Raw genomic sequence first — 20,382 nt, forward strand, 5'->3', positions numbered from 1 at the left:
CCTAGACCTTCTTGCTACCGGAGGTATCGGGGAAGAGGGAGTCGGGGCGGGTTTTGCCGTCCCAGAGGAAGATATCGACTTTGCCGTCGGCACGTTGGGCGTTGGCGTAGCTGCCGGCCGATACGGGAACCGGGCGGTCACCGGGGTCGGTGAAGGCGCTGTCGTAGAGCATGCCGGGGCCGCCGTCGGTATCCAGGGAGCAACCGATTTCTTCCAGGTTGTGGGCATCTTCCAGGTGAGCCGGGGCAATGACGTAGCGTTCCTCGTACTTGGAGATAGCCATGAGGCGGTACATCTCGTACATTTGGGCACCGGTCATGCCCACTGCCTGGGCGATGTCCTCCTTGCCAACCCCACCTAAGGTGATGTCACGCATGTAGGCACGCATAGCGGCCAGCTTCTTGAGCACATTGACCACGATGGTGGTGTCCCCGGCAGTGAAGAGCTCGGCTAAGTATTCCACGGGAATACGCAGGGCATCGATAGCACCAAAGAGGTTGGCCTTGCTCTCGGCATCGTGACCCTGCTCCTGGAGCAGGTCGATGATGGGTGAGAGCGGCGGGACATACCAGACCATGGGCATGGTGCGGTATTCGGGGTGCAGAGGAAGGGCGATCTTCCATTCCTTAGCCAGCTTGTAGACCGGTGACTTCTGGGCAGCTGTCATCCAGGAGTCGGGGATACCCTGTTTGGCGGCCTCGCGGATTACCTCAGGGTCGAAGGGGTCAAGCATGATGTCCAGCTGTGCCTGGTAGAGCTGCTTTTCGTCGGGAACGCTGGCGGCCTCGGTGACCCGGTCAGCGTCGTAGAGGAAGATGCCGATGTAGCGCATGCGGCCCACGCAGGTTTCGGCGCAGACGGTGGGGATACCGTGCTCGATACGGGGGTAGCAGAAGGTACATTTTTCGGCTTTACCGCTCTTATGGTTGAAGTAAATCTTCTTGTAGGGGCAGCCGGTGATGCACTGACGCCAGCCACGGCACTGGTTCTGGTCCACCAGCACGATGCCATCCTCCTCGCGCTTGTAGATGGCGCCGGAGGGGCAGGATGCCATGCAGGAAGGGTTGAGACAGTGCTCGCAAATGCGGGGCAGGTAGAACATGAAGGTGCGTTCGAACTCGAACTTGATCTTCTCTTCTGACTGCTGGCGCACCTTCTCAACCAGGGGGTCCAGGTGGCCGTTTTCGGTCGCGCCGCCCAAGTTATCGTCCCAGTTGGGGCCCCACTCGATGGAAGTGTCCTCACCGGTAATCAGTGACTTGGGGCGGGCGGTGGGGAAATCATCGCCCAGCGGTGCGCTGGTCAGGTTCTCGTAGTCGTAGGTCCAGGGCTCGTAGTAGTCCGAGAGCTCGGGCTGGACCGGTGAAGCAAAGAGGGTAAAAAGCTTCTTGAAGCGGTTACCGCTCTTGAGTTCTAGACGGCCGCGCTTGTTGAGAACCCAGCCGCCCTTCCACTTCTCCTGGTCTTCGTAGCGGCGGGGGTAGCCCTGGCCGGGGCGGGTTTCAACGTTGTTGAACCACACGTACTCGGTGCCAGCCCTGTTGGTCCATGCCTGCTTACAGGTCACGGAGCAGGTGTGGCAGCCCAGGCACTTATCGAGCGCCATAATCATTGATACTTGGGCCATAACGCGCATTAGTAGGTTACCTCCTGCTTGCGGCGGCGGATTCTGGAAACAATATCTCGCTGGTTACCGGTAGGTCCCAGGTAATTGAAGGCATAGGCCTGGTGGGCGTAGCCACCGATAATGTGGGTGGGTTTAACCATGATGCGGGTGACCGAGTTATGGATACCACCGCGCTTGCCGGTGCGCTCGGCCTTGGGCACGTTGACCAGGCGTTCCTGGGCGTGGTGCACGTAGACAACGCCTTCGGGCATACGGTGGGAAACCACCGCACGGCCCACAAAGACACCGTTGGTGTTCTCGCACTCAATCCAGTCGTGATCTTTCACGCCAATCTTTGCTGCATCCTGAGGGCTCATCCAGGCGTGGGTGCCACCGCGTGAGAGCGTCTGCATGTAGAGGTTGTCGTGGTAGGAGGAGTGGATAGCCCACTTGTTGTGGACGGTGACGTAGCGGACGGCAACGGAGAGGTCGCCGGTCTCGCCCAGCTCGGGCTCGCCAAAGAGGTTGTGCATATCTAGCGGGGGGCGGTAGACCGGGAGCTGCTCCCCCATCTCGCTCATCCAGTCGTGATCCAGGAAGAAGTGCATACGACCGGTCAGGGTGTGGAAGGGCTTGAGCTGCTCAATGTTCAGGGTGAAGGGCGCGTAGCGGCGGCCACCTGTTTCTGAACCTGACCATTCGGGTGAGGTGAAGACGGGAACCGGGCGGTCCTGGGTGTCGCGGAAGCGGATGCGCTTCTCTTCGTTGCCCTCGGCCAGGTGGTGCATCTTTTTGCCTACCCGTTTCTCCAGGGCTTTGAAGCCCTTAAGGGCAACCGGGCCGTTGGAGGTACCCGAGAGCGCCAAGATGGTATCGGCCAGCTTGACGTCGGTATCTAGGGCGGGAAGACCCGCGCCCTTACCGCTGCCCATCACGCCATGTTCTTGGGCTAGGGTTGCCAGCTCGTCGTTTACATCGACGGTCACGAACTTGGTGGTGGTTCCCAGTTTGGAGAGCAGGGGCCCCACCGAGGTGTACATGTCATAGAGAGCTGGGTAGTCACGTTCCACCACAGTAAAGACCGGCATATTCTTGCCCGGAATGCCCTGGATCTTCTGGTTCTTCCAGTCCGGGGCGTGACCACCGGGCTGGGCAATCTGGCCGGGGGTATCGTGCTGCAGAGGCACAGAGACCAGGTCCTTACGCACCCCCAGATGCTTCTTAGCCAGCTTGGAAAAGACGTAGGCCAGTTCCTTGAAAATCTGGTGGTCGGTCTTGGTTTCCCAAGGCGGATTAATGGCCGGTGAGAAAGCGTGAATGTAGGGGTGCATATCGGTCGAGGAAATATCGTGTTTCTCGTACCAGGTAGCGGCAGGGAATACGACATCCGAGGACAGGGTCGAGGAGGTCATGCGGAAGTCGGTGGTGACCAGCAGGTCCAGTTTGCCCACCGGTGCATCGTCCTGCCAACGTACTTCATCGGGGCGGTTCTCGGCGTCCTTGCTGATCTTGGCGTTCTCATTACCCAGCAGGTGGCGCAGGAAGTACTGCTCACCCTTAGCCGATGAACCCAGTAGGTTATTACGCCAGAGCATGAGGGTGCGGGGCCAGTTAGCCGGTGCGTCGGCGTCTTCAACGGAGAACTCCAGATCCCCGGAGTTCAGGCGCTGGGCTACGTAGTCAGCGGGTGACTGGGCGGTACCGGCCTCCGTTGCTTCTGCACCCTTATCAGCCAAATCCAGGGAGTTCTCGGGGAACTGCGGGTAGAAAGGAGTCCAGCCCATGCGCACGGCGCGGGCCAATAGGTCAGCGGTATGCACGCCGGCCAGTTCTCCCTTGGCCAGCGGTGACTGAAGCGAATCAGCAGAGTATCCGTCCTGACGGAACTGGTCGGTGTGCATATACCAGAAGCTGGTGCCAGCCTGGGTACGCGGCGGGCGGTACCAGTCCAGGGCGTTAGCCATGTGTGCCCAGCCGGTAATCGGGCGGGCTTTCTCCTGGCCAACGTAGTGGGCCCAGCCACCACCGTTACGCCCCTCGGCACCGCACATCATCAGCAGGGCCAAGATGGAGCGGTAGGTGGTATCACCGTGGTACCACTGGCAGATACCGGCGCCCATGATAATCATGGTACGACCGCCTGAATCAATGGAGTTCTGGGCGAACTGACGGGCAGTACGAATCACAGCATCGGCGGGTACCGAGGTAATAGCCTCCTGCCAGGCAGGAGTGTACTGGGTCTCTGCGTCCTCGAAGTTCGCTGCCCAGTGACCGGGCAGGCAGGGGCGGCCCACCCCGTACTGGGCCAGCATCAGGTCGAAGACGGTGGTAACTTCGTGGCCCTCGACAATAATGGTGGGAACGCCACGGGTCACGACCTTGCCTCGGCCTGAGGGCTCATCAAAAGCGGGGAGCTTAAGCTCAGCGGTACTGGTCAGGGTAGCTTGGGGCAAATCTAGGATAGAGAGCGCCGGCCTTACCCCCTCTAGGTCAAGGTTCCACTTACCCTCGTCCTGAGCGTTGTAGCGGTAACCCATGGAACCGTTGGGCACCACGACCTCGCCGGTTTCACGGTTGAAGAGGGCGGTCTTGAAGGCGGCATCGGCAGCATGGCGGTGAGCGGCCAGGTCAGCGGCGGTCAGGAACTTGGAGGGAACCTTGCTACCATCTTCACGGGTTTCTAGGGTCACCAAGAAGGGAAAGTCGGTGTAGGTGCTGGTGTAGTCCTCAAAGAACTCCACCCGCTGGTCCACAAAGTTCTCTTTGAGAATGACGTGGCCCATGGCCATAGCCAGGGCGGCATCGGTGCCGGGCTGGGCGGGGAGCCATTCGTCGGCAAACTTGGTGTTGTCGGCGTAGTCCGGGGAGACAGAGACAACCTTGGTGCCACGGTAGCGAACCTCGGCCATCCAGTGGGCATCGGGGGTGCGGGTCACCGGAATGTTGGAGCCCCACATCATCAGGTAGGTAGTGTCCCACCAGTCGCCGGACTCCCGCACATCAGTCTGGTCACCAAAGACCTGGGGTGATGCTACGGGCAGGTCTGCGTACCAGTCGTAGAAGCTGGTCATCACACCGCCCATGAGCTCGATGTAGCGGGCACCGGAGGCGTGGGACACCATGGACTTAGCCGGAATGGGCGAGAAGCCGATGTTACGGTCAGGGCCGTAGGTCCTAATGGTGTGAATCTGGGCGGCGGCCACCATTTCTAGGGCTTCTGCCCAGCTACCGCGCACCAGGCCGCCCTTACCGCGCGCGCAGGTGTAGGCACGACGCTTGTCCGGATCCGAGACAATGGAGGCCCAGGCTTCAACGGGATCCCCCAGGCGGGTGCGAGCCTCGCGGTACATTTCCAGGAGTACACCGCGAATGTAGGGGTACTTCACGCGGGTGGGCGAGTAGGTGTACCAGGAGAAAGCCGCGCCACGGGGGCAGCCGCGCGGTTCGTATTCGGGGCGGTCGGGGCCGACTGTGGGATAGTCGGTTGCCTGGGCTTCCCAGGTAATCACACCGTCTTTGACGAAGACCTGCCAGGAGCAGGAGCCGGTGCAGTTGACACCGTGGGTGGAGCGGACTACCTTGTCGTGGCTCCAGCGGTTGCGGTAGAAAACGTCACCGGAGCGGCCACCGGTGAGGAAGGCGGCGCGGCCGTCGTCGGTTTCGTCCCACTTGGTAAAGAACTTGCCGAATTTGATGAGCTTATCGGTCATCGGCCCGTCAGGGCCTGCTGTGTGTGATGCCTGCTGAGTCATGAGTTTTAGTTTACCCAATAACTCGCATAAAAAATACCGAATAAAAATGTGTGCTAATTACCCTCCGCTACCCAGCAGAAAACGGCCTATTGGCCTGGGTCTATCAACAGCTTTGAGAGGGGCGCCGCACCCCTTTTTTTTATTCCGAGCCCCCAGCACTCAGCCAGGCATCCAGGCCACCCTCTATGCTGTAGAGGTCACTAAAACCTGCGGCCGTCAGCAGCTTAAGCGCCTTGAGGGAGCGCACTCCGGTGGCACAGTAGAGGGCATAGCGGCCCTGGCGGCTGGGCAAAATAGCATCAATCGTCGGTTGCAGGCTGGTGTCCTGCCCAGCTTGCTCAATAAGAGACAGGGGTAGGTTAAAGCTCCCGGGCACAGCCAGCGCCCTATGCTCGTGGGGTTCGCGCACATCAAGGAGCGGCACATCGGCAAAATAAGGGGAGCCGATGATATCTGACCAGGTAACCTCAAGGCCGTACTGGTCAGGCTCGGCACCGTCCGGCTCAGGGAGCTGGTGCGGGCCTGTATTAAGCGCGGAGTTCTTGGCGACCTCCCCCACCGGCCCGGTGGCAGAAAGAGGCTGGGAGGTCTGAGCACTAGAACCTGAATACGCCCGAGAGGCAAGCAGCGGAATGTATTCCCACCTGCCGGTGAGCCCGCTGTAGTAGCCCACCTGGCCCAGCAGGGGTTGCCCGATACCGGCAAGGAGCTTGACCGTTTCAAGGGCCATAGCTGTGCCCACCACCCCAGCCAGGGCACCTATTACGCCGGCTCTTGCACAGTTAGGCACCGATCCCGGATCAGGTTCTGCCGGGTAGAGGTCCTCATAGCGGGGGCCGCGACCCGCCCAGAAAACACTCATCTGAGCATCAAAGCCCAAAATAGCGCCCCAGACGTGGGGGATGCCCAGGTGGGCCGCCGCACGAGAGGCTGTGTAGCGGGTTGGGAAATTATCGCTACCGTCCACCAGAACATCAACATCAGCCAGCAGATCAGCGGCGTTCTCATCACTTAGCCGCACTTTGAGGGAGTCAACCTGCACCAGAGGGTTGAGTTCACGCAGGGTCTGGGCCGCCGAATCAGCTTTCGAGCTACCCACCCGCGCGTAGGAATGAATAACCTGACGGTGCAGGTTCGACAGCTCAACCGCATCATCATCGAGCACCGTAATACGGCCAATCCCCGCGCCAGCCAAATACAGCAGGGCCGGGGAGCCCAAACCGCCCGCACCAATGACGGCAACATGAGCCCGGCTGAGCTTTTCCTGGCCTGCCTGCCCCAGCTCGGGTAGGATCATCTGCCTCCCGTAGAGGCGGTAGGCAAGGGGCGGGAGTTCGGGTGAGATCATGCGTTTTTCCTTCCGGCTACCGGGCGGGGGTGTCTATACCCACCCACTGCACTGATCCGTCGGTTAGTTCCTGTTCTTTCCAGATGGGCACCTGAGCTTTGATGCGGTCAGCGGCCAGGGAACAGGCGGTAAATGCGGTCCCCCGGTGGGCAGCGGCCGCCAGCACAGTCAAGGCTGACTGCCCGATAGGGATAGGGCCCACTCGGTGGGCGGCCCAGAGCCGGATCCCCGGGATCTCCTGTGCTACCGCTGCAAGGACATCTGCCAAAAAGTCAGCGGCCTGCGGGTGGGCACTGTAGGACAGGGCACGGACAGCCTGCCCGTGGTCGTGGTCGCGCACTATACCGTCAAAGACCACCAGGGCACCCATGGCAGCTGTCATGGTGGCCGCCTTGGCCTCTACCAGGAGCGGTTCCAGGGGCTCCTCGGTCACGGCAGTGAACACCACCTGCGATTCGGTAGGTTCTAGCGGTTTGCCTGCATAGGGGTTAGCCGTCGAAGCATCAAGCTGGGCATTCTGAGCGTCTTTAGTGGTCATGATAGTCCTCAAGCTGGCGGCAGATATGGGAGATAAGCGGGGTGAGTACCGTACAGCCGTCGCGCACCCCGCCCTTGGACCCGGGCAGGGTCATGATGAAGCTACGCCCGATCACACCGGCCACCCCGCGCGAGAGCACCGCCGCTGGTGTGTTCTGAAGCCCCTGCGCCCAGAATGCCTGCATGATGCCGGGTACTTCTTTTTCTAGGTGGGGGCGTACAGCCTCTACGGTCATATCGTCACTGTTCAGGCCGGTGCCACCGCTGGTCAGGATAAAGGTGGGCAGGTTCCCAGCCTTGACCAGCTCATCAAAGTAGGGGCCGAAATCAGCATCGGCCACCACCACGGGGGCAGGGGTTTCAAAGCCCATCTGGCGCAACCAGTCAACGGCCAGGGGGCCGGATTCATCGGTGTAGATACCGCGGGCGGCGCGGGTGGAGGCCACAATCACCAAACCGGTGGAGTCGCTCGGCAGGGTGTAGGCCTTACTCATCATTCTTTGCCCCCTTGTGGGCGGCGGGCGATTGGCCTGCAACCGTCCAGTCACCGGACTTACCGCCGCTCTTCCCAAGCACACGGATACCGCTGATAAGGGCCTGCTTATCGACTGCTTTGACCATGTCATAGAGTGTCAGGGCAGCGCCGCTGACGGCAGTCAGGGCCTCCATCTCAACCCCGGTGACCCCGCGGGTTTTAACCAGTGCCTCAAGACGGATCCGGTCCTCCAACCGTTCAAAGTCCAGGGTGATTTTACCCAGGGGTAGGGGGTGGCAGAGGGGGATAAGATCGGAAGTTTTTTTAGCCGCCATAATGCCTGCAACCCGGGCCAAGGGCAGGGCATCGCCCTTGGGTAGGTCGGCACCGTAGATTTTGTCGATAACATCGGGCCGGGTGATCAGGTAGCCCTCGGCAATAGCGGTGCGGGTGGTGCTATCTTTACCGGTGACATCGACCATGTGGGCGGTGCCGTCAGCTCTCAGGTGGGTTAGGTTATTGGTGTGGGTCATAGCGTCCTTGGGTTCTGCCGATGATGACGACAGCAATAAATAGGTATCTATTATACGGTATTGGTTTTTGTTGCTCAGAGCTGGTAGTAGCGCACGCTCTCTCCCCCCTTATAGGTCACGCCGGGTTCCAACTCAATCAGGGCATTAGCTTGAGCCGCGCGGTGGAGCAGGTGCGAACCGGTGGCCGTATCCGGTTCGACCAGAGCCTGCCGTGCTCCGCCCTCGGTCACCAGGTAGCGTAAGCGTGCGCGCAAGAACTGGGTCTTCTGGGCAGGAGCCTGTATGCGCTCTCCCAGCACCAACCGGCCTACTGTGCGTTCGGGTTCCTGGCCTTTGAGCCTGCCCAGGACGGGGCGAATAAGGAGGTGATAAGAAATCAGGGTGCTCACGGGGTTACCGGGTAGGCAGAGCACCGGGACGGTGAGGCCCGCTGTTTCCAGCAGGGCGAGCCCTTGGGGGCCTGCAGGCTGTTGGCTGACATGACCAAACCAGCAGTCGGTGACGCCAACTCCCTCGGGTGAGTGCTCGGCCAGGTGTGTTAAGGCCCGACGAATGACCTCGTATTTGCCGTGGCTAATCCCGCCGCTGGTTACCACCAGGTCAGGCTTTTGACGGGCCAGCTCCCCCACCAGAAGGTTGATAAAGCTCTCCACTGCATCGGTGGACGATACCCGCCGCACCTGGCATCCGTCCTCCTGGGCAAGGGCCTGCAGCATAGGTCCGTTGGCATCAAAAATACGGCCAGCCTGCAGCCGGGTGCCCCCGTTAGTCAGCTCATCACCACCGGTGACGACTAAGAGCCGGGGCGGGGAGTAAATCTCTACTTTCTCTATGCCCTGGGCTGCTAAAGCTCCTGCGAGCGCCGGAGTCACGGTGCTCCCGGCAGGTGCCAGTAGGTCACCGGCTTTAACGTCCTCGCCGGTACTGCGCACAAACTGCCCCGGTGGGGCGGGGGCAAGTTCCACAAACTCCCCCTGAGCGGCAAAGCCGGCATCATCGCCCGGTCCACTGAGGGGGCGGCTTTGTTCCACAGGAACCACAGTCTCATAGCCTTGGGGCAGGGGTGCGCCGGTCATGATGGGGTAGGCAATACTGTCGTTGATTTCTAGGTTTTTCGGTGCAGAACCGGCGGCAATGTCCTGCCCCACTCTAAAGGTTCGGTTAGCTTGCCCACCGGCCTGTGCGGTCAGGGCGTAGCCGTCCATCTGGGAGTTGGCGAAGGAGGGCGCGGGGTAAAGGGCCTGCAGATCGCTGGCAAGCTGACGACCTAGGCATTGATCCAGCGGTAGGCTTTCGGTGCGCCGGTGCAGCCTGGTGACCAGCAGATCGCTGACCGCCTGGGCGTAGTCGCCCGGAGCGATAGGGGCACGGTCTGGCAGGGAGCTGGGCAGGTGGGTGGTCACGGGCGAAGCCTTCCTTTCAGTCTGCGAAGCCACAGGGCACAGCCTAAGGCGGCCAGAATCATCAGGTAGAGGGCAATGAGCATGAGCGCCCCGCCCAGGGCTTGGGTCATGTCGTTGGAGCTGAGCGCCAGCTCGATAGCTAGGGGGATGGTACGGGTGGAGCCCGCCACGTTACCGGCGAAGGTGACGGTGGCACCGTATTCTCCCAAGGCCCGGGCAAAGCTGAGGACGGCGGCTGTGAGCAGGCCCGGGGCGGCCAGCGGCAGGAGAACCCGGCTGGTGACTTCGGCAGGGCTGGCTCCTTCGAGCCTGGCGATTTCTTCATATTCCACGGGTAGTGCTCTGAGGGTGGTGACGGTGGTGGCGATAAAGAAGGGCAGGGCCACAAAGATTTGGGCCAGCAGGACGGCCAGCGGGGTGTAGCCCACAGATAGACCTGCGGTTTCGAGCCAGCTACCGACCAGCCCCCGTCTGCCCCAGAGGAAGAGTAGCGCCAGGCCCGAGACAACCGGTGAGAAGATAATGGGGGCGTAAATCAGCCCGTAAAGCACCCAGGTCAGGGGTAGGGCGCGGGTTCGTTCAAGAACGGTTGACAGCACCAGCGAAGTAGGAGTTCCCAGGAGGGCGCAGATAACGGTGGCCCCCAGGGCGGTGAGTGTTGAGAGACAGGTGGCTTCAAGTACTCCGGGGTCGTTGAGTAACTGGGGTAACTGCCGCCAGGGGATTCTGGTGAGTAGGGCAAGGAGCGGGCCCAGGATGAGCGCAAGTACTGCAAGGGCTGGTAGAGCCGCATGAGCTGGTACCGAGGTAAAGAGCTTTGCTCGACCTCTTGCGGAGGTGTCCCTGTTTTTGCTCATGGAATCTAGTTTAGGCGGGGTTGAAGCCGTAGTGGGCAAGAATGGCGCTAGCCTGTTCTGATTCGGCGAGCCAGCTGGCAAAATCTCTGGCTGTGGGGTTAGCCTGCCCCGCCTCAGTGAGGGCCATGGGGTAGCTATTGGATTCCAGACCGGGCAGTTCAATAATCGTAATGTTTTGGCTGGCGGAGAGCGCCTTAGCATCGGTGGAGTAGATAAAGCCGGCGTCGGCTTGGCCGCTTGAGATTTTGGTGGCAACGGCTGAGACGTTGGCTTCTTGGGTGGATTTTGCCGGTGTGATATCGGTTTGGGCCAGTTCTTGCTGGGCCAGTCGACCGCAGGGTACCTGGGGTGCGCAGAGGGCGGTAATGACACCGGGTGAGGCAAGATCATTGACTGAGCCGACGCTCGCTGGGTTGCCCGGGGCTGTGGCTAGGACGAGTTTATTGCTTGCAATGACCTGCGGACGGGCTTGGGCTAGAGCGTCTATGTTGGCTTGGGCTGTCTTCATGGTGGCGGTGTCTGCCGTGATGAGCAGGTCAGCGGAGGCTCCTTCCCCCATCTGGGTCACCAGTTGGGACGAGCCTGCGTAGGTGGCGATAATCTCTACGTCAGGGTGTTCGGTGCGGTAGGCGGTTATGAGTTCTTCACCGGCTTGTCCCAGGGAAGCGGCGGCAAAGACCGTGACGGTGTGATCTGTCGTCTCTATTTGGGCAGAAGATGAGGCGCAGGCTGCCAGAGGCAGGGTCAGGCAGGCCAGGAGGCCGATAGTGGTTCTGATACGGGGCATTATGACTCCTGGTGGCCTGGGCAGACTGTTTTCTATAGATTAGTGTAGAGCAGAGTGGTGTTCGAGCTCAGGTTTCGATACCCTAAATATTACATTTTAAATACGAATTAACCTGTGGAAGTGTGGGTATGCCCCAGTCCTCTCAAACCAGTGACGCTATTAGCCTGGGGGCAAGTATCCCGGTGCGAGTCCCCCCAGCAGGGCGGGGCTCCGGCCTACCAGCCAGCGGCCCCCTTGCTGACCGCTGGGGCAGGGTTGCTACCGATTTGCGCATCTCACTCATGGATAAGTGCAATCTGCGCTGTGTCTACTGCATGCCGGCAGAGGGTCTTGACTGGCTCCCTACAGCCAGCCTTCTAACCGCCGATGAAATCTTCCGGCTGGTTGATGTTGGGGTGCGAGATCTGGGTATTGAGGAAGTTCGGTTTACCGGAGGGGAGCCGCTGGTTCGTGCCGATCTGCCGCACATTATCCGCCAGATTCGCTCGGCTTACCCCCACCTGCCTATCGCTCTAACCACCAACGGTATTGGCCTAGACAAGAAAGTAGACGCGCTCCTTGAGGCAGGCCTGAACAGGGTCAATGTTTCCCTGGACACCATCTGCCCCGAAACCTTTGCTCAGCTGACCCGCAGGGATAAGCTAGCCAGCGTGCTAGCCGGTATTGATGCGGCGGCTCAAGCGGGTCTGAGCCCTATCAAAATCAACGCGGTTCTGATGCGCGGCATCAACGACGCGCAGGGCCACCAGCTTCTAGCCTGGGCGCTTGAGGGCGGCTACCAGCTCCGCTTCATTGAGCAGATGCCCCTGGATGCAGACCGCTCCTGGACCAGGGAGGGCACCATCACCGCCCATGAGATCCGTGACAGCTTGGCCGCCCACTACGACATGGTTCCGCATGGTCGGCCCAGGGGAGCTTCCCCCGCCCAGCTCTGGGACGTTTTCCCGCTGGGGAGCACCGGGCAGTTGCCGGAGCTGTGGCCGCAGGCCTTGGGGCAGGTCGGTATTATCGCGTCAGTGACCGAGCCCTTCTGCTCGGCCTGCACACGCACCCGGATTACCGCTGACGGTAAGGTGCGCTCCTGCCTATTCTCGCTGACCGAAACCGATCTTATGGGCGCCCTGCGTGGCGGTGCAAGTGACCGGGAACTAGCCAATATCTGGCGGGGTGCCATGTGGACCAAGCCCAGGGCGCACGGTAAAGACCAGGCAGGTTTCGAGGCCCCCGACTTTACCCAGCCCGATCGTTCCATGAGTGCCATTGGAGGCTGACCATGCAGATTAACTTTTTTGCCGCGGCCCGAGCGGCAGCTGGTGTTCCCTCGCTGACCCTAGAGAGCACTGAGCTAACAGAAACCACCTTAGAAGCCCTCACGGCTTACCTGCTAACCCGGTACCCGGGAGCTACCCCCTCGGGTCAGACCCTAGCCGATATTCTGCCCCAGTGCACTTTCCTGATTGATGGGGTGGCTACCTCCGCAAAGGGCAGCCTTCGGGGCGCAAGCAGGGTCGATGTTCTACCTCCTTTTGCTGGCGGGTAAAAGAAACATGGAACAGCCCCTTTCTTTTTCAGCCCTGATTCTGGCCGGTGGGCGTTCGAGCCGGTTGGGTGGAGCCCCTAAGGCCCTGCTCACGGACGGCCACCAGACCCTGCTAGAGAACGTCCTCTCAGCCTGCCAGGGAGCCAGCTACCGTGTGGTGGTTGGCCCCGATTCTCTGCCTCTACCCCGCCAAGTGCTGATTACCCGTGAAAGCCCTGCTTTTAGCGGGCCCGCCGCTGGAATCACAGCAGGTACCCGCGAACTGGTTAAGCATCTAGCACCCGAAGCTCAGCACCAGCACTGGGTTCTTCTACTTTCCTGCGACCTGCCTCGGGCGCACAAGGCCGTGCCTGTGCTCTTGGCCGCCGCGGCTCATGCCCCCCTGCAGGTACAGGGCTTCTGGGCGCTAGCAGAGGGCATCACTCAGCCGCTGCTGGGTATCTACCGTCTCGATTCGCTCACCGCCGCCTTTAACCGGGACACGGCTCATGCCTCAGTACGCCGTTTCCTGGTACAGCTCGCACCGCAAGAAATCCCCCTGGAGGCAGCCTGGGCAACCGATATTGATACTTGGGAGGCGGCCCGTGCCGCAGGCTACAGCTACCCAGCCCCATAAGAACTGCATAAGCCCACACATCCCTTAGTCCGCCACTGCCATCGAAAGGCCCACCCTTGCATTCTGTGAGCTGGAACCATGCCCGTGCCCTCCTTTACCGCGACGGTCAGGCTCTGCCCCTACCCACCGAGTGGGTACCCCTGGGGCAGGCCATCGGGCGGGTTCTTGCCGAGCCGGTGCGCACGGTCTTACCGGTGCCCCACTACGATTCATCGGCCATGGACGGTTTTGCGGTGAGTGGCCCGCCGCCCTGGCAAATTCTCTGGCCAGCCCCGGCTGAACCGGGTGAGAATATCCACCGGCAGGTTAGCCCCCTCCTCCCCGGTCAAGCTAGGCCCATTCTGACTGGCGGCCTACTCCCGCCGGGGGCCGATGCAGTCCTGCGGCAGGAAGAGGCACTGGTTACCAGCCATAGGCTTAGCCCACGGTCGGGGGCTTTCTCCCCAGAGCGCCCCTACCCGGTAGCCGGGGCAGATATCCGCAGGGCCGGGGAAGAACTGCCCGCTGGCTCACAGGTAGCACAGGCCGGGACTCTGCTCAGTGCCCGCCATATCGGCGCCCTTGGCGTGCTGGGTCTTGATTGGCTGACTCTGTATCAGCAACCCCGCATAGCTATCGCCTATACCGGGAACGAGGTCATTACCAGTGGACTGCCCCAGCCCGGTCAGGTTCGGGACGCCTTTTCCCTGCAATTCCCGCAGATTCTTGCAGACTTTGGTGCTCGCTGTGTCAGCACCACCCGTCTGGTAGATACCCAGGAGGACTTCTTTACCTGGCTCACCACCGCCGAGGCCGACCTGCTCCTGCTGACCGGTGGCTCGTCCACTTCCAGCGCCGACTGGCTGCGCCGTACCCTGGCAGAAATGGACGCTAACTATCTCTTCGAGTCAGTCTCTGTGCGCCCGGGCCACCCCGCTCTGGCCGCCAGGCTCCCCCACACCGCCAACCCAGCAGCGCCCCTGGTTCTGGGCTTACCGGGCAACCCGCTTGCGGCTCACACCGCCCTCTACTCTTATCTGCCTGCCTGGGTGGCAGGTTGCTACGGGCAAGATCTTCAGGAACTGCCCCTAGGCACCCTGGCAGACGCTATCCCCGGCTATCGGAAAGCAGAACTCCGGTTGCTCCCGGTTACCCTCGATACACGGGCCAATGGCCATGTGCTTACCCCGCTTGCCAAAACCCGCTCCCACATGCTCACCAGCTTTGCCTATGCGCAGGCTCTTGCCCTGATCCCTGCCCAGGGGGCTGAGGCAGGTTACCAGGTGCCTTATCTTCCACTTGTCTCTGCGCACTAAGCTGACTTATGAACCTTGGGGCTTAGCCTGTGCTTTTTCCAGCTGGCTGATGGGGGCCGGGTGGAGCATGCCCAGGGTAGGTTTACCGCTTTTGAATTTGAAGAGTTCTACAAAACCGTGGCGGGAGTATAGAGCGGCATTTCTGTAGGTTGAAGCTTCCAGGTAGGCCGGGTACTCACCCAGCTTTTCCCGGCGAAAATCAAGCAGTAGTCCCCCTACCCCCTGGTTGCGGGCTGTCTCGTGGACGCCGATAGTGTAGAGGTACCAGTGATCAAATTTGGGGCGGGCGGCCAGGAGCCTAAGTTCGGTCATGGTTGCTCGCAGTAAATTGCGCCCCAGCACCTTGTAATAGTCCGGCAGGTCCATAATATCGGCCAGCAGGTTACCTTTCTGTCCCTGGGGTGAGAGCCACAAGGCCGCCCCCACGATTTTTCCCTCCCGGTCGGTGGCAACGTCGATCAGCCCCTTAGGGCCGTAGGTGGTTCGGATCTGGAAGTCGAAGAGAGCTGCCACCAGATCTGCTCGGCCTTTGCCGCCTACTGCCTCACTCATCACCGGGTCATCTTTGAAGGCGTTGGTGAGAGTTTGGGTTACGGCTGGGTAGTCCGCTTCGGTAGCTTGACGGACGGAATATGCTGGTGTGTTCATGGCGCTAAACTCCTGAATGTATCTGTTTTTCTTCCCTTACTTTACAGCCCGGTCGGGATCTTCAATGAAAAGATGGGGTGTTAAGAAAAGGGAGTTTTCCTTGGCCGAGTTCCTTATAAGTTAGGGTTTTGTACCCGGTGACGCTAGCCCTCAACAGGTTCCTGGGTTCTCTATTCTCAGGGGCACAGAGCTAGCTGAACTATAAGAGCTGCATGATCAGAACCTCCAATAACCCGACTTTGCACAGAGAGAGCGCGGGCGGGGTCAGGCTGGTTTATTAAAACATGGTCGATAGGAGCCCTTAGCCCAAACCGGTTCAAGATCCCATTAACAGGCCAGGTACCTTCAACCGCGTCGGCGGATAGAGCCGCGTCTTTACCCTTCAATGATCCAAGCCCCGCGTAGCTGGCCAACGAACCGTGTAGCAAAGTGGCGTTAAAGTCGCCGGCTATAAGGGCCACCTGACCTGCGGTAGCTACTGCTTCGATAGTCTCCAAATCTTCTTGCCACCTGCTCATATAGGTTGGTATAGGTGGCGCAGTGTGAACCGCCAGAAGTGATGGCCCAGCACCTTCAAGAGGTTTCAGTAAAAGCGCTCCAAAGGTCATAGGGATGTCACTAGCGCTGTAGCGGCCCAAAGGATCTTTAACGAGCACCAGTGTGGGCGCAACAAATTCCGCAGTGCTTGAGGAGTTGAAAAGCTGGTAGCCTTCTACCCCACCGGCAAGAGCTGGGGTCTGTGGTGAGACCTCCGGAAGTACAAGAAAATCGGGGTTTTGCGCCAAGAGTTCCGCGAGATCTTGCTCTGTGAGTGTGTCCAGAGCGTTATAGGTAATGACAGTGTATTTGGTGGTATCTGTGCAGGCTATCGCGGATCTCCCCCTGACCTGGTAGCGCTTGGCCCCGTAAGGGTCCATAAAAGCGGTTATGCTGGCAAGTCCCATCACCAGGGCGGTCCCGCCAGCAAGCACCCTGGTCAGCCGCGAGACTTTCTTGCGGGAAAGTGTAAACAGCGCAAACAGTGCCAGCCCACTACTTACCCAGGCCAGGAAAGCGGGGAAAGCTATGGCTTGAGCTAGCGGCAGCTGTAGACTCAGCCAGGAGATAAGAGGAGTTCCTGGCAAAAACAGGATAGACACCCAAAGTAAGCCGGCTAGCAGTAGTAATCCCCAGAATAGCTGTGCGACGTATTTACCCATGCCCTCAGTATAGGGACTGGGCTTTAAAAGCCGCAGGGGCGGCTCCCACTTTCGTGGGTGCCGCCCCTGCGCCAAAGATTAAGAATCTGAGAAAGATTACTTGAGGGTGACGGTTGCGCCAGCGCCTTCGAGAGCTTCCTTAGCCTTCTCTGCGTCTTCCTTGGAAACACCTTCGAGAACGGGCTTGGGAGCGCCGTCAACCAGGTCCTTAGCTTCCTTCAGACCCAGTGAAGTCAGGGCACGAACTTCCTTAATAACGCCGATCTTCTTGTCGCCAGCAGCTTCAAGGATAACGTCGAATTCGGTCTGCTCTTCAGCAGCTGCAGCTTCGCCACCGGCAGCACCGGCAACAGCTACGGGAGCAGCAGCAGTAACGTCGAATTCTTCTTCGAATGCCTTAACGAATTCGGAAACCTCAACGAGGGAGAGTTCCTTGAATGCTTCAATGAGTTCTTCGATTGAAAGCTTAGCCATGAGTTTGGCTCCTTCTGTGATCTCTTGCAGGCTCTTGTTGGCCTGCGAGCTGAAAATTTTTTTGCGGGTGACCCGGTGGGTCAAAAGTCTCTTGTGTAGCTACAGCAGAAGCGATTACTCAGCTTCGGGTGCTGCGCCTTCCTGCTCTTCGAGCTTGATACGCAGAGCGTCAACGGTGCGAGCAACCTTTGCGATTGCGCCCTTTGCGCCACCTGCGACCTTGGCAAGAAGTACCTCGCGTGATTCGAGGTTTGCAAACTTGTTGATACCAGCTTCGTCGAGAGCTTCGCCCTCGAAGTAACCGCTCTTAACGATCAGCTGGGGGTTAGCCTTGGCAAAGTCACGCAGACCCTTCGCAGCATCAATGAAGTCGCCCTTGATGAATGCGATTGCGCTCGGGCCGTGGAGCTGACCATCGAATGCATCGATACCAGCTTCCTTAGCCGCGATAGCGGTCAGAGTGTTCTTTACCACGGCGTACTCGGTCTCAGCACCCAGTGCACGACGAAGGTTCTTCATCTGTGCAACGGTGAGACCACGGTACTCGGTGAGAATTACGCCGTTCGAGGTTTCAAGGAGTTCCTTGATCTCGGAAACAGCAGCAATCTTATCCTGTGTTGCCATGGTGTTCCTTCCAGTTCTTAATCCCGCCAGGCCAATAAAAAAGCCTCGATGCGCAGGCAACGAGGCATAATACTTTCCAGCAATTTCTGGTCAGTATTTCTGTTTCGGCACCTACGCAGGTGGCTTATCAGCCCTTACCGTACCCTGTTCAGGCACAGACCGGCGGTCTTTGGTTACTCCATCTAACCACGGCCGGCTACTTTAAAGCAAGCCGTGCGCTAGATTAAGCGGGCTTAATCACTTAAAAGTAGTGCAGGTTCTCTGTATCAACTGCCCAGTACATTGTTTTTCCCAGCTCTACCCAGGGCAGACCGGGCAGAACAGCGGTGATAACCATACCTGCGGGCAGGCACAGAAGCCCTTGTGCTGTGCTCAGCTCAGTATCTCTGGCTATCAAGGCCTCCACCCGGGTTCCTGAGGTGTAGGCCCAGGTACTCCGAGGTATGACCGGCAGGGCACCCTGCCCTGCCTCATACCGAGGTGAAAATCCGTGGGCGGAAATGCCGACCGTCATAGTCTGCCCCTCCAGTTCAGCAGGTAGCTCGTTATAGAGCGGGTTGAGCAGGCGGGCTACTTGCAGGTTTGCGGGCTTCTGTAGCAGCTGGCGGGCAGGCCCCGTCTGCACCAGTTGTCCTTGCTCTATAACAGCAATTTCCTGGCCCATCTGGAGGGCTTCATCGGGTGTGTGGGTCACATAAAGGCCGGTAAAGCCTAGCTGGTGGTGCAGAGTGAGAATATCAGCCCGGATAGCTTGGGCTAGGTGGGGATCCACGTTAGAAAGAGGCTCATCAAAAAGCACCAGGGGGGTTTTGCGCACCAGGGCGCGGGCAATTCCGGCCCGCTGGGCTTGGCCGCCAGAAAGCTGACTCGGCTTCTTATGCAGGTACTCCCCCAGCCCCAGGGTGCCGATCAGGGAGGTAAAGTGCTCGCGGTCTAGATCGGGGGCCTTAGCTAGCCCGTAGGCAAAAAGGATGTTGTCTTGGACATTAAGGTGGGGGTAGAGCACTGGCTCTTGGAAGATAAAGCCTACCTGTCCGTTACTGATAGGTTCACCGGCGTAGCTGACGGTACCAGTGTCGGCTTGTTCAAGCCCGGCAATGATGCGCAGCAGGGTTGACTTGCCGCTACCGGAAGCCCCCATGAGTGCGGTGACTTGCCCCATTGGTATGGTCAGGCTGAAGTTGTTAAGAACAGCCTCCGAGCCGAAGCTCTTGGTGAGGGCATCTATACGCAGGGAGACTGGGGTCATGCTCTTAAGTCTAAAAGAAAGGCAGGCCCCGCACACTGCGGAGCCTGCCATTCTTTCAGGGTTTGAGCACCCTGCTACCGAAACCTACTTAGGCTACGCTTGCGGGGTCTACGGGTACACCGGGGCCGAAGGTGGTGGCGATGGTGACCTTAGAGATGTAACGGCCCTTTGAGGATGAGGGCTTGAGGCGGTTGACCTCTTCCAGAGCTGCTTCGAAGTTCTCGGTCAGCTGCTGCTCGGTGAAGGAAGCCTTACCGATGATGAAGTGCAGGTTGGAGTTGCGGTCAACACGGAAGTCAATCTTACCGCCCTTGATGTCTGCAACTGCCTTAGCAACGTCCATGGTGACGGTACCAGTCTTGGGGTTGGGCATGAGGTTACGGGGGCCCAGAACCTTACCCAGACGACCAACCTTACCCATCATGTCGGGGGTTGCAACTGCTGCGTCGAAGTCGACCCAGCCACCGGCGATCTTTGCGATCAGTTCGTCTGAACCAACGTAGTCAGCGCCTGCTGCTTCTGCTGCTTCTGCCTTCTCGCCTGCGGCGATAACGACAACGCGGGCAGTCTTACCGGTGCCGTTGGGCAGGTTGACGGTACCGCGTACCATCTGGTCTGCCTTACGGGGATCAACGCCGAGACGCAGAGCGACCTCAACGGTTGAGTGGGGCTTGTCTGCCGCGATTTCCTTTGCTACTGCAATAGCCTCGGCGGGTGCGTAGAGCTTGTCCGCTTCGATCTTGGCTACAGCTGCCTGGTACGCTTTGCTGCGCTTTGCCATCTGCTTTTCTCCTTTGCAGGTGTGGTCTCTTATGAGCCGCGCTCGGCTCTGCCACATGCCAACCGGCTATCTACCGGTGGGCTCTTACATATATGTCTTGGTGAGGTTTTGAGGCCTCGGTATCTAGCCTGAGCTAGGGGGAAGGGTTTAGCCTTCGACGGTGATACCCATGGAGCGGGCAGTGCCGGCAATGATCTTTGCGGCAGCATCAATGTCGTTAGCGTTGAGGTCTTCCATCTTGGTCTGGGCGATTTCCTTGACCTGATCCATGGTCAGTGAGCCGACCTTCTGGGTGTGGGGAACACCTGAACCCTTAGCAACGCCTGCAGCTTTCTTGATCAGCTGGGCCGCCGGAGGGGTCTTGGTGATGAAGGTGAAGGAGCGGTCCTCGTAGACGGTAATTTCTACGGGGATGATGTTACCGCGCTGAGATTCGGTTGCGGCATTGTAAGCCTTGCAGAATTCCATGATGTTGACACCCTGCGCACCGAGCGCGGGGCCAACGGGGGGAGCCGGGTTAGCGGCGCCTGCCTGGATCTGCAGCTTAATGATGCCTGAGACCTTCTTCTTGGGAGCCATTGGTATTTGGTCCTTTTCTTAGCTGGTGGACCGGTACACAGGAGTATGTACCGGGCGGTGGCGGGCCATGGCGACGGCC

The 20,382-nt window shown here is 59.5% G+C and carries 20 protein-coding genes; 4 read left to right on the forward strand and 16 right to left on the reverse strand.

What is annotated here, in order from left to right:
• Position 1: 1 nt before the first annotated feature.
• The 9 genes from narH to modA all read right to left on the reverse strand — a co-directional run bounded on the left by narH (position 2) and on the right by modA (position 11,298).
• On the reverse strand, positions 2-1,636 hold the full coding sequence (gene narH / locus ACN08Y_RS00770; RefSeq protein ID WP_419111573.1) for a nitrate reductase subunit beta: 1,635 nt from the start codon (positions 1,634-1,636) through the stop codon (positions 2-4).
• Positions 1,636-5,358, reverse strand: coding sequence for a nitrate reductase subunit alpha (locus ACN08Y_RS00775; protein WP_419111574.1), 3,723 nt, complete (start codon positions 5,356-5,358; stop codon positions 1,636-1,638). Before ACN08Y_RS00775 ends, narH begins: the two co-directional genes overlap by 1 nt.
• 139 nt (positions 5,359-5,497) lie before the next feature.
• The gene (locus ACN08Y_RS00780; RefSeq protein WP_419111575.1) at positions 5,498-6,706 is read right to left on the reverse strand and encodes a ThiF family adenylyltransferase; all 1,209 of its coding nucleotides are present in this window, start codon (positions 6,704-6,706) and stop codon (positions 5,498-5,500) included.
• Between the two features lie 16 nt (positions 6,707-6,722).
• Positions 6,723-7,244, reverse strand: coding sequence for a molybdenum cofactor biosynthesis protein MoaE (locus tag ACN08Y_RS00785; RefSeq protein ID WP_419111576.1), 522 nt, complete (start codon positions 7,242-7,244; stop codon positions 6,723-6,725).
• Complete coding sequence (locus tag ACN08Y_RS00790; protein ID WP_419099274.1) at positions 7,234-7,740, reverse strand: MogA/MoaB family molybdenum cofactor biosynthesis protein; 507 nt, start codon at positions 7,738-7,740, stop codon at positions 7,234-7,236. The genes ACN08Y_RS00785 and ACN08Y_RS00790 overlap by 11 nt, the downstream gene beginning before the upstream one ends.
• The gene (moaC, locus tag ACN08Y_RS00795; RefSeq protein ID WP_419111577.1) at positions 7,730-8,251 is read right to left on the reverse strand and encodes a cyclic pyranopterin monophosphate synthase MoaC; all 522 of its coding nucleotides are present in this window, start codon (positions 8,249-8,251) and stop codon (positions 7,730-7,732) included. Before moaC ends, ACN08Y_RS00790 begins: the two co-directional genes overlap by 11 nt.
• 74 nt (positions 8,252-8,325) lie before the next feature.
• Positions 8,326-9,654, reverse strand: coding sequence for a molybdopterin molybdotransferase MoeA (locus ACN08Y_RS00800; protein ID WP_419111578.1), 1,329 nt, complete (start codon positions 9,652-9,654; stop codon positions 8,326-8,328).
• Positions 9,651-10,511 (reverse strand): ABC transporter permease, encoded by an 861-nt coding sequence (locus tag ACN08Y_RS00805; RefSeq protein WP_419104848.1) that lies wholly within the window; start codon positions 10,509-10,511, stop codon positions 9,651-9,653. Before ACN08Y_RS00805 ends, ACN08Y_RS00800 begins: the two co-directional genes overlap by 4 nt.
• 10 nt (positions 10,512-10,521) lie before the next feature.
• Positions 10,522-11,298 carry a molybdate ABC transporter substrate-binding protein gene (gene modA / locus ACN08Y_RS00810; RefSeq protein ID WP_419111579.1) on the reverse strand — a complete coding sequence of 259 codons (777 nt, stop codon included), beginning with the start codon at positions 11,296-11,298 and terminating at the stop codon, positions 10,522-10,524.
• A 128-nt stretch (positions 11,299-11,426) separates the two neighbouring features.
• On the opposite strand from modA, the gene moaA reads away from it, so the two are divergent.
• From moaA to ACN08Y_RS00830, 4 genes are all read left to right on the forward strand, one after another.
• Positions 11,427-12,569 (forward strand): GTP 3',8-cyclase MoaA, encoded by a 1,143-nt coding sequence (gene moaA, locus ACN08Y_RS00815; RefSeq protein WP_419099269.1) that lies wholly within the window; start codon positions 11,427-11,429, stop codon positions 12,567-12,569.
• Positions 12,570-12,571: 2 nt separating this feature from the next.
• Positions 12,572-12,838, forward strand: a complete 267-nt coding sequence (locus ACN08Y_RS00820; RefSeq protein ID WP_419099268.1) for a MoaD/ThiS family protein — start codon at positions 12,572-12,574, stop codon at positions 12,836-12,838.
• A gap of 7 nt (positions 12,839-12,845) precedes the next feature.
• On the forward strand, positions 12,846-13,454 hold the full coding sequence (gene mobA, locus ACN08Y_RS00825; protein WP_419099267.1) for a molybdenum cofactor guanylyltransferase: 609 nt from the start codon (positions 12,846-12,848) through the stop codon (positions 13,452-13,454).
• Between the two features lie 65 nt (positions 13,455-13,519).
• Positions 13,520-14,749 (forward strand): molybdopterin molybdotransferase MoeA, encoded by a 1,230-nt coding sequence (locus tag ACN08Y_RS00830; protein WP_419111858.1) that lies wholly within the window; start codon positions 13,520-13,522, stop codon positions 14,747-14,749.
• A 6-nt stretch (positions 14,750-14,755) separates the two neighbouring features.
• Here ACN08Y_RS00830 and ACN08Y_RS00835 read toward each other — a convergent pair whose 3' ends face one another.
• The 7 genes from ACN08Y_RS00835 to rplK all read right to left on the reverse strand — a co-directional run bounded on the left by ACN08Y_RS00835 (position 14,756) and on the right by rplK (position 20,303).
• Complete coding sequence (locus tag ACN08Y_RS00835; RefSeq protein WP_419099265.1) at positions 14,756-15,397, reverse strand: GNAT family N-acetyltransferase; 642 nt, start codon at positions 15,395-15,397, stop codon at positions 14,756-14,758.
• 176 nt (positions 15,398-15,573) lie between these two features.
• Positions 15,574-16,521, reverse strand: coding sequence for an endonuclease/exonuclease/phosphatase family protein (locus ACN08Y_RS00840; RefSeq protein ID WP_419111580.1), 948 nt, complete (start codon positions 16,519-16,521; stop codon positions 15,574-15,576).
• 171 nt (positions 16,522-16,692) lie between these two features.
• On the reverse strand, positions 16,693-17,070 hold the full coding sequence (rplL, locus tag ACN08Y_RS00845) for a 50S ribosomal protein L7/L12 (protein ID WP_419099263.1): 378 nt from the start codon (positions 17,068-17,070) through the stop codon (positions 16,693-16,695).
• Positions 17,071-17,184: 114 nt separating this feature from the next.
• Entirely contained in the window at positions 17,185-17,694 is a 510-nt protein-coding gene (rplJ, locus tag ACN08Y_RS00850; RefSeq protein WP_419099262.1) for a 50S ribosomal protein L10, read from the reverse strand.
• A 241-nt stretch (positions 17,695-17,935) separates the two neighbouring features.
• Positions 17,936-18,943: an ABC transporter ATP-binding protein gene (locus ACN08Y_RS00855; RefSeq protein ID WP_419111581.1), complete on the reverse strand. Its 1,008-nt coding sequence runs from the start codon at positions 18,941-18,943 to the stop codon at positions 17,936-17,938.
• A gap of 88 nt (positions 18,944-19,031) precedes the next feature.
• The gene (gene rplA, locus ACN08Y_RS00860; RefSeq protein ID WP_419111582.1) at positions 19,032-19,724 is read right to left on the reverse strand and encodes a 50S ribosomal protein L1; all 693 of its coding nucleotides are present in this window, start codon (positions 19,722-19,724) and stop codon (positions 19,032-19,034) included.
• Between the two features lie 147 nt (positions 19,725-19,871).
• On the reverse strand, positions 19,872-20,303 hold the full coding sequence (rplK, locus tag ACN08Y_RS00865) for a 50S ribosomal protein L11 (protein ID WP_419099258.1): 432 nt from the start codon (positions 20,301-20,303) through the stop codon (positions 19,872-19,874).
• Positions 20,304-20,382 lie beyond the last annotated feature (79 nt).

It is taken from the genome of Rothia sp. P5764 (genome assembly GCF_048512965.1).
Taxonomy (GTDB): domain Bacteria; phylum Actinomycetota; class Actinomycetes; order Actinomycetales; family Micrococcaceae; genus Rothia.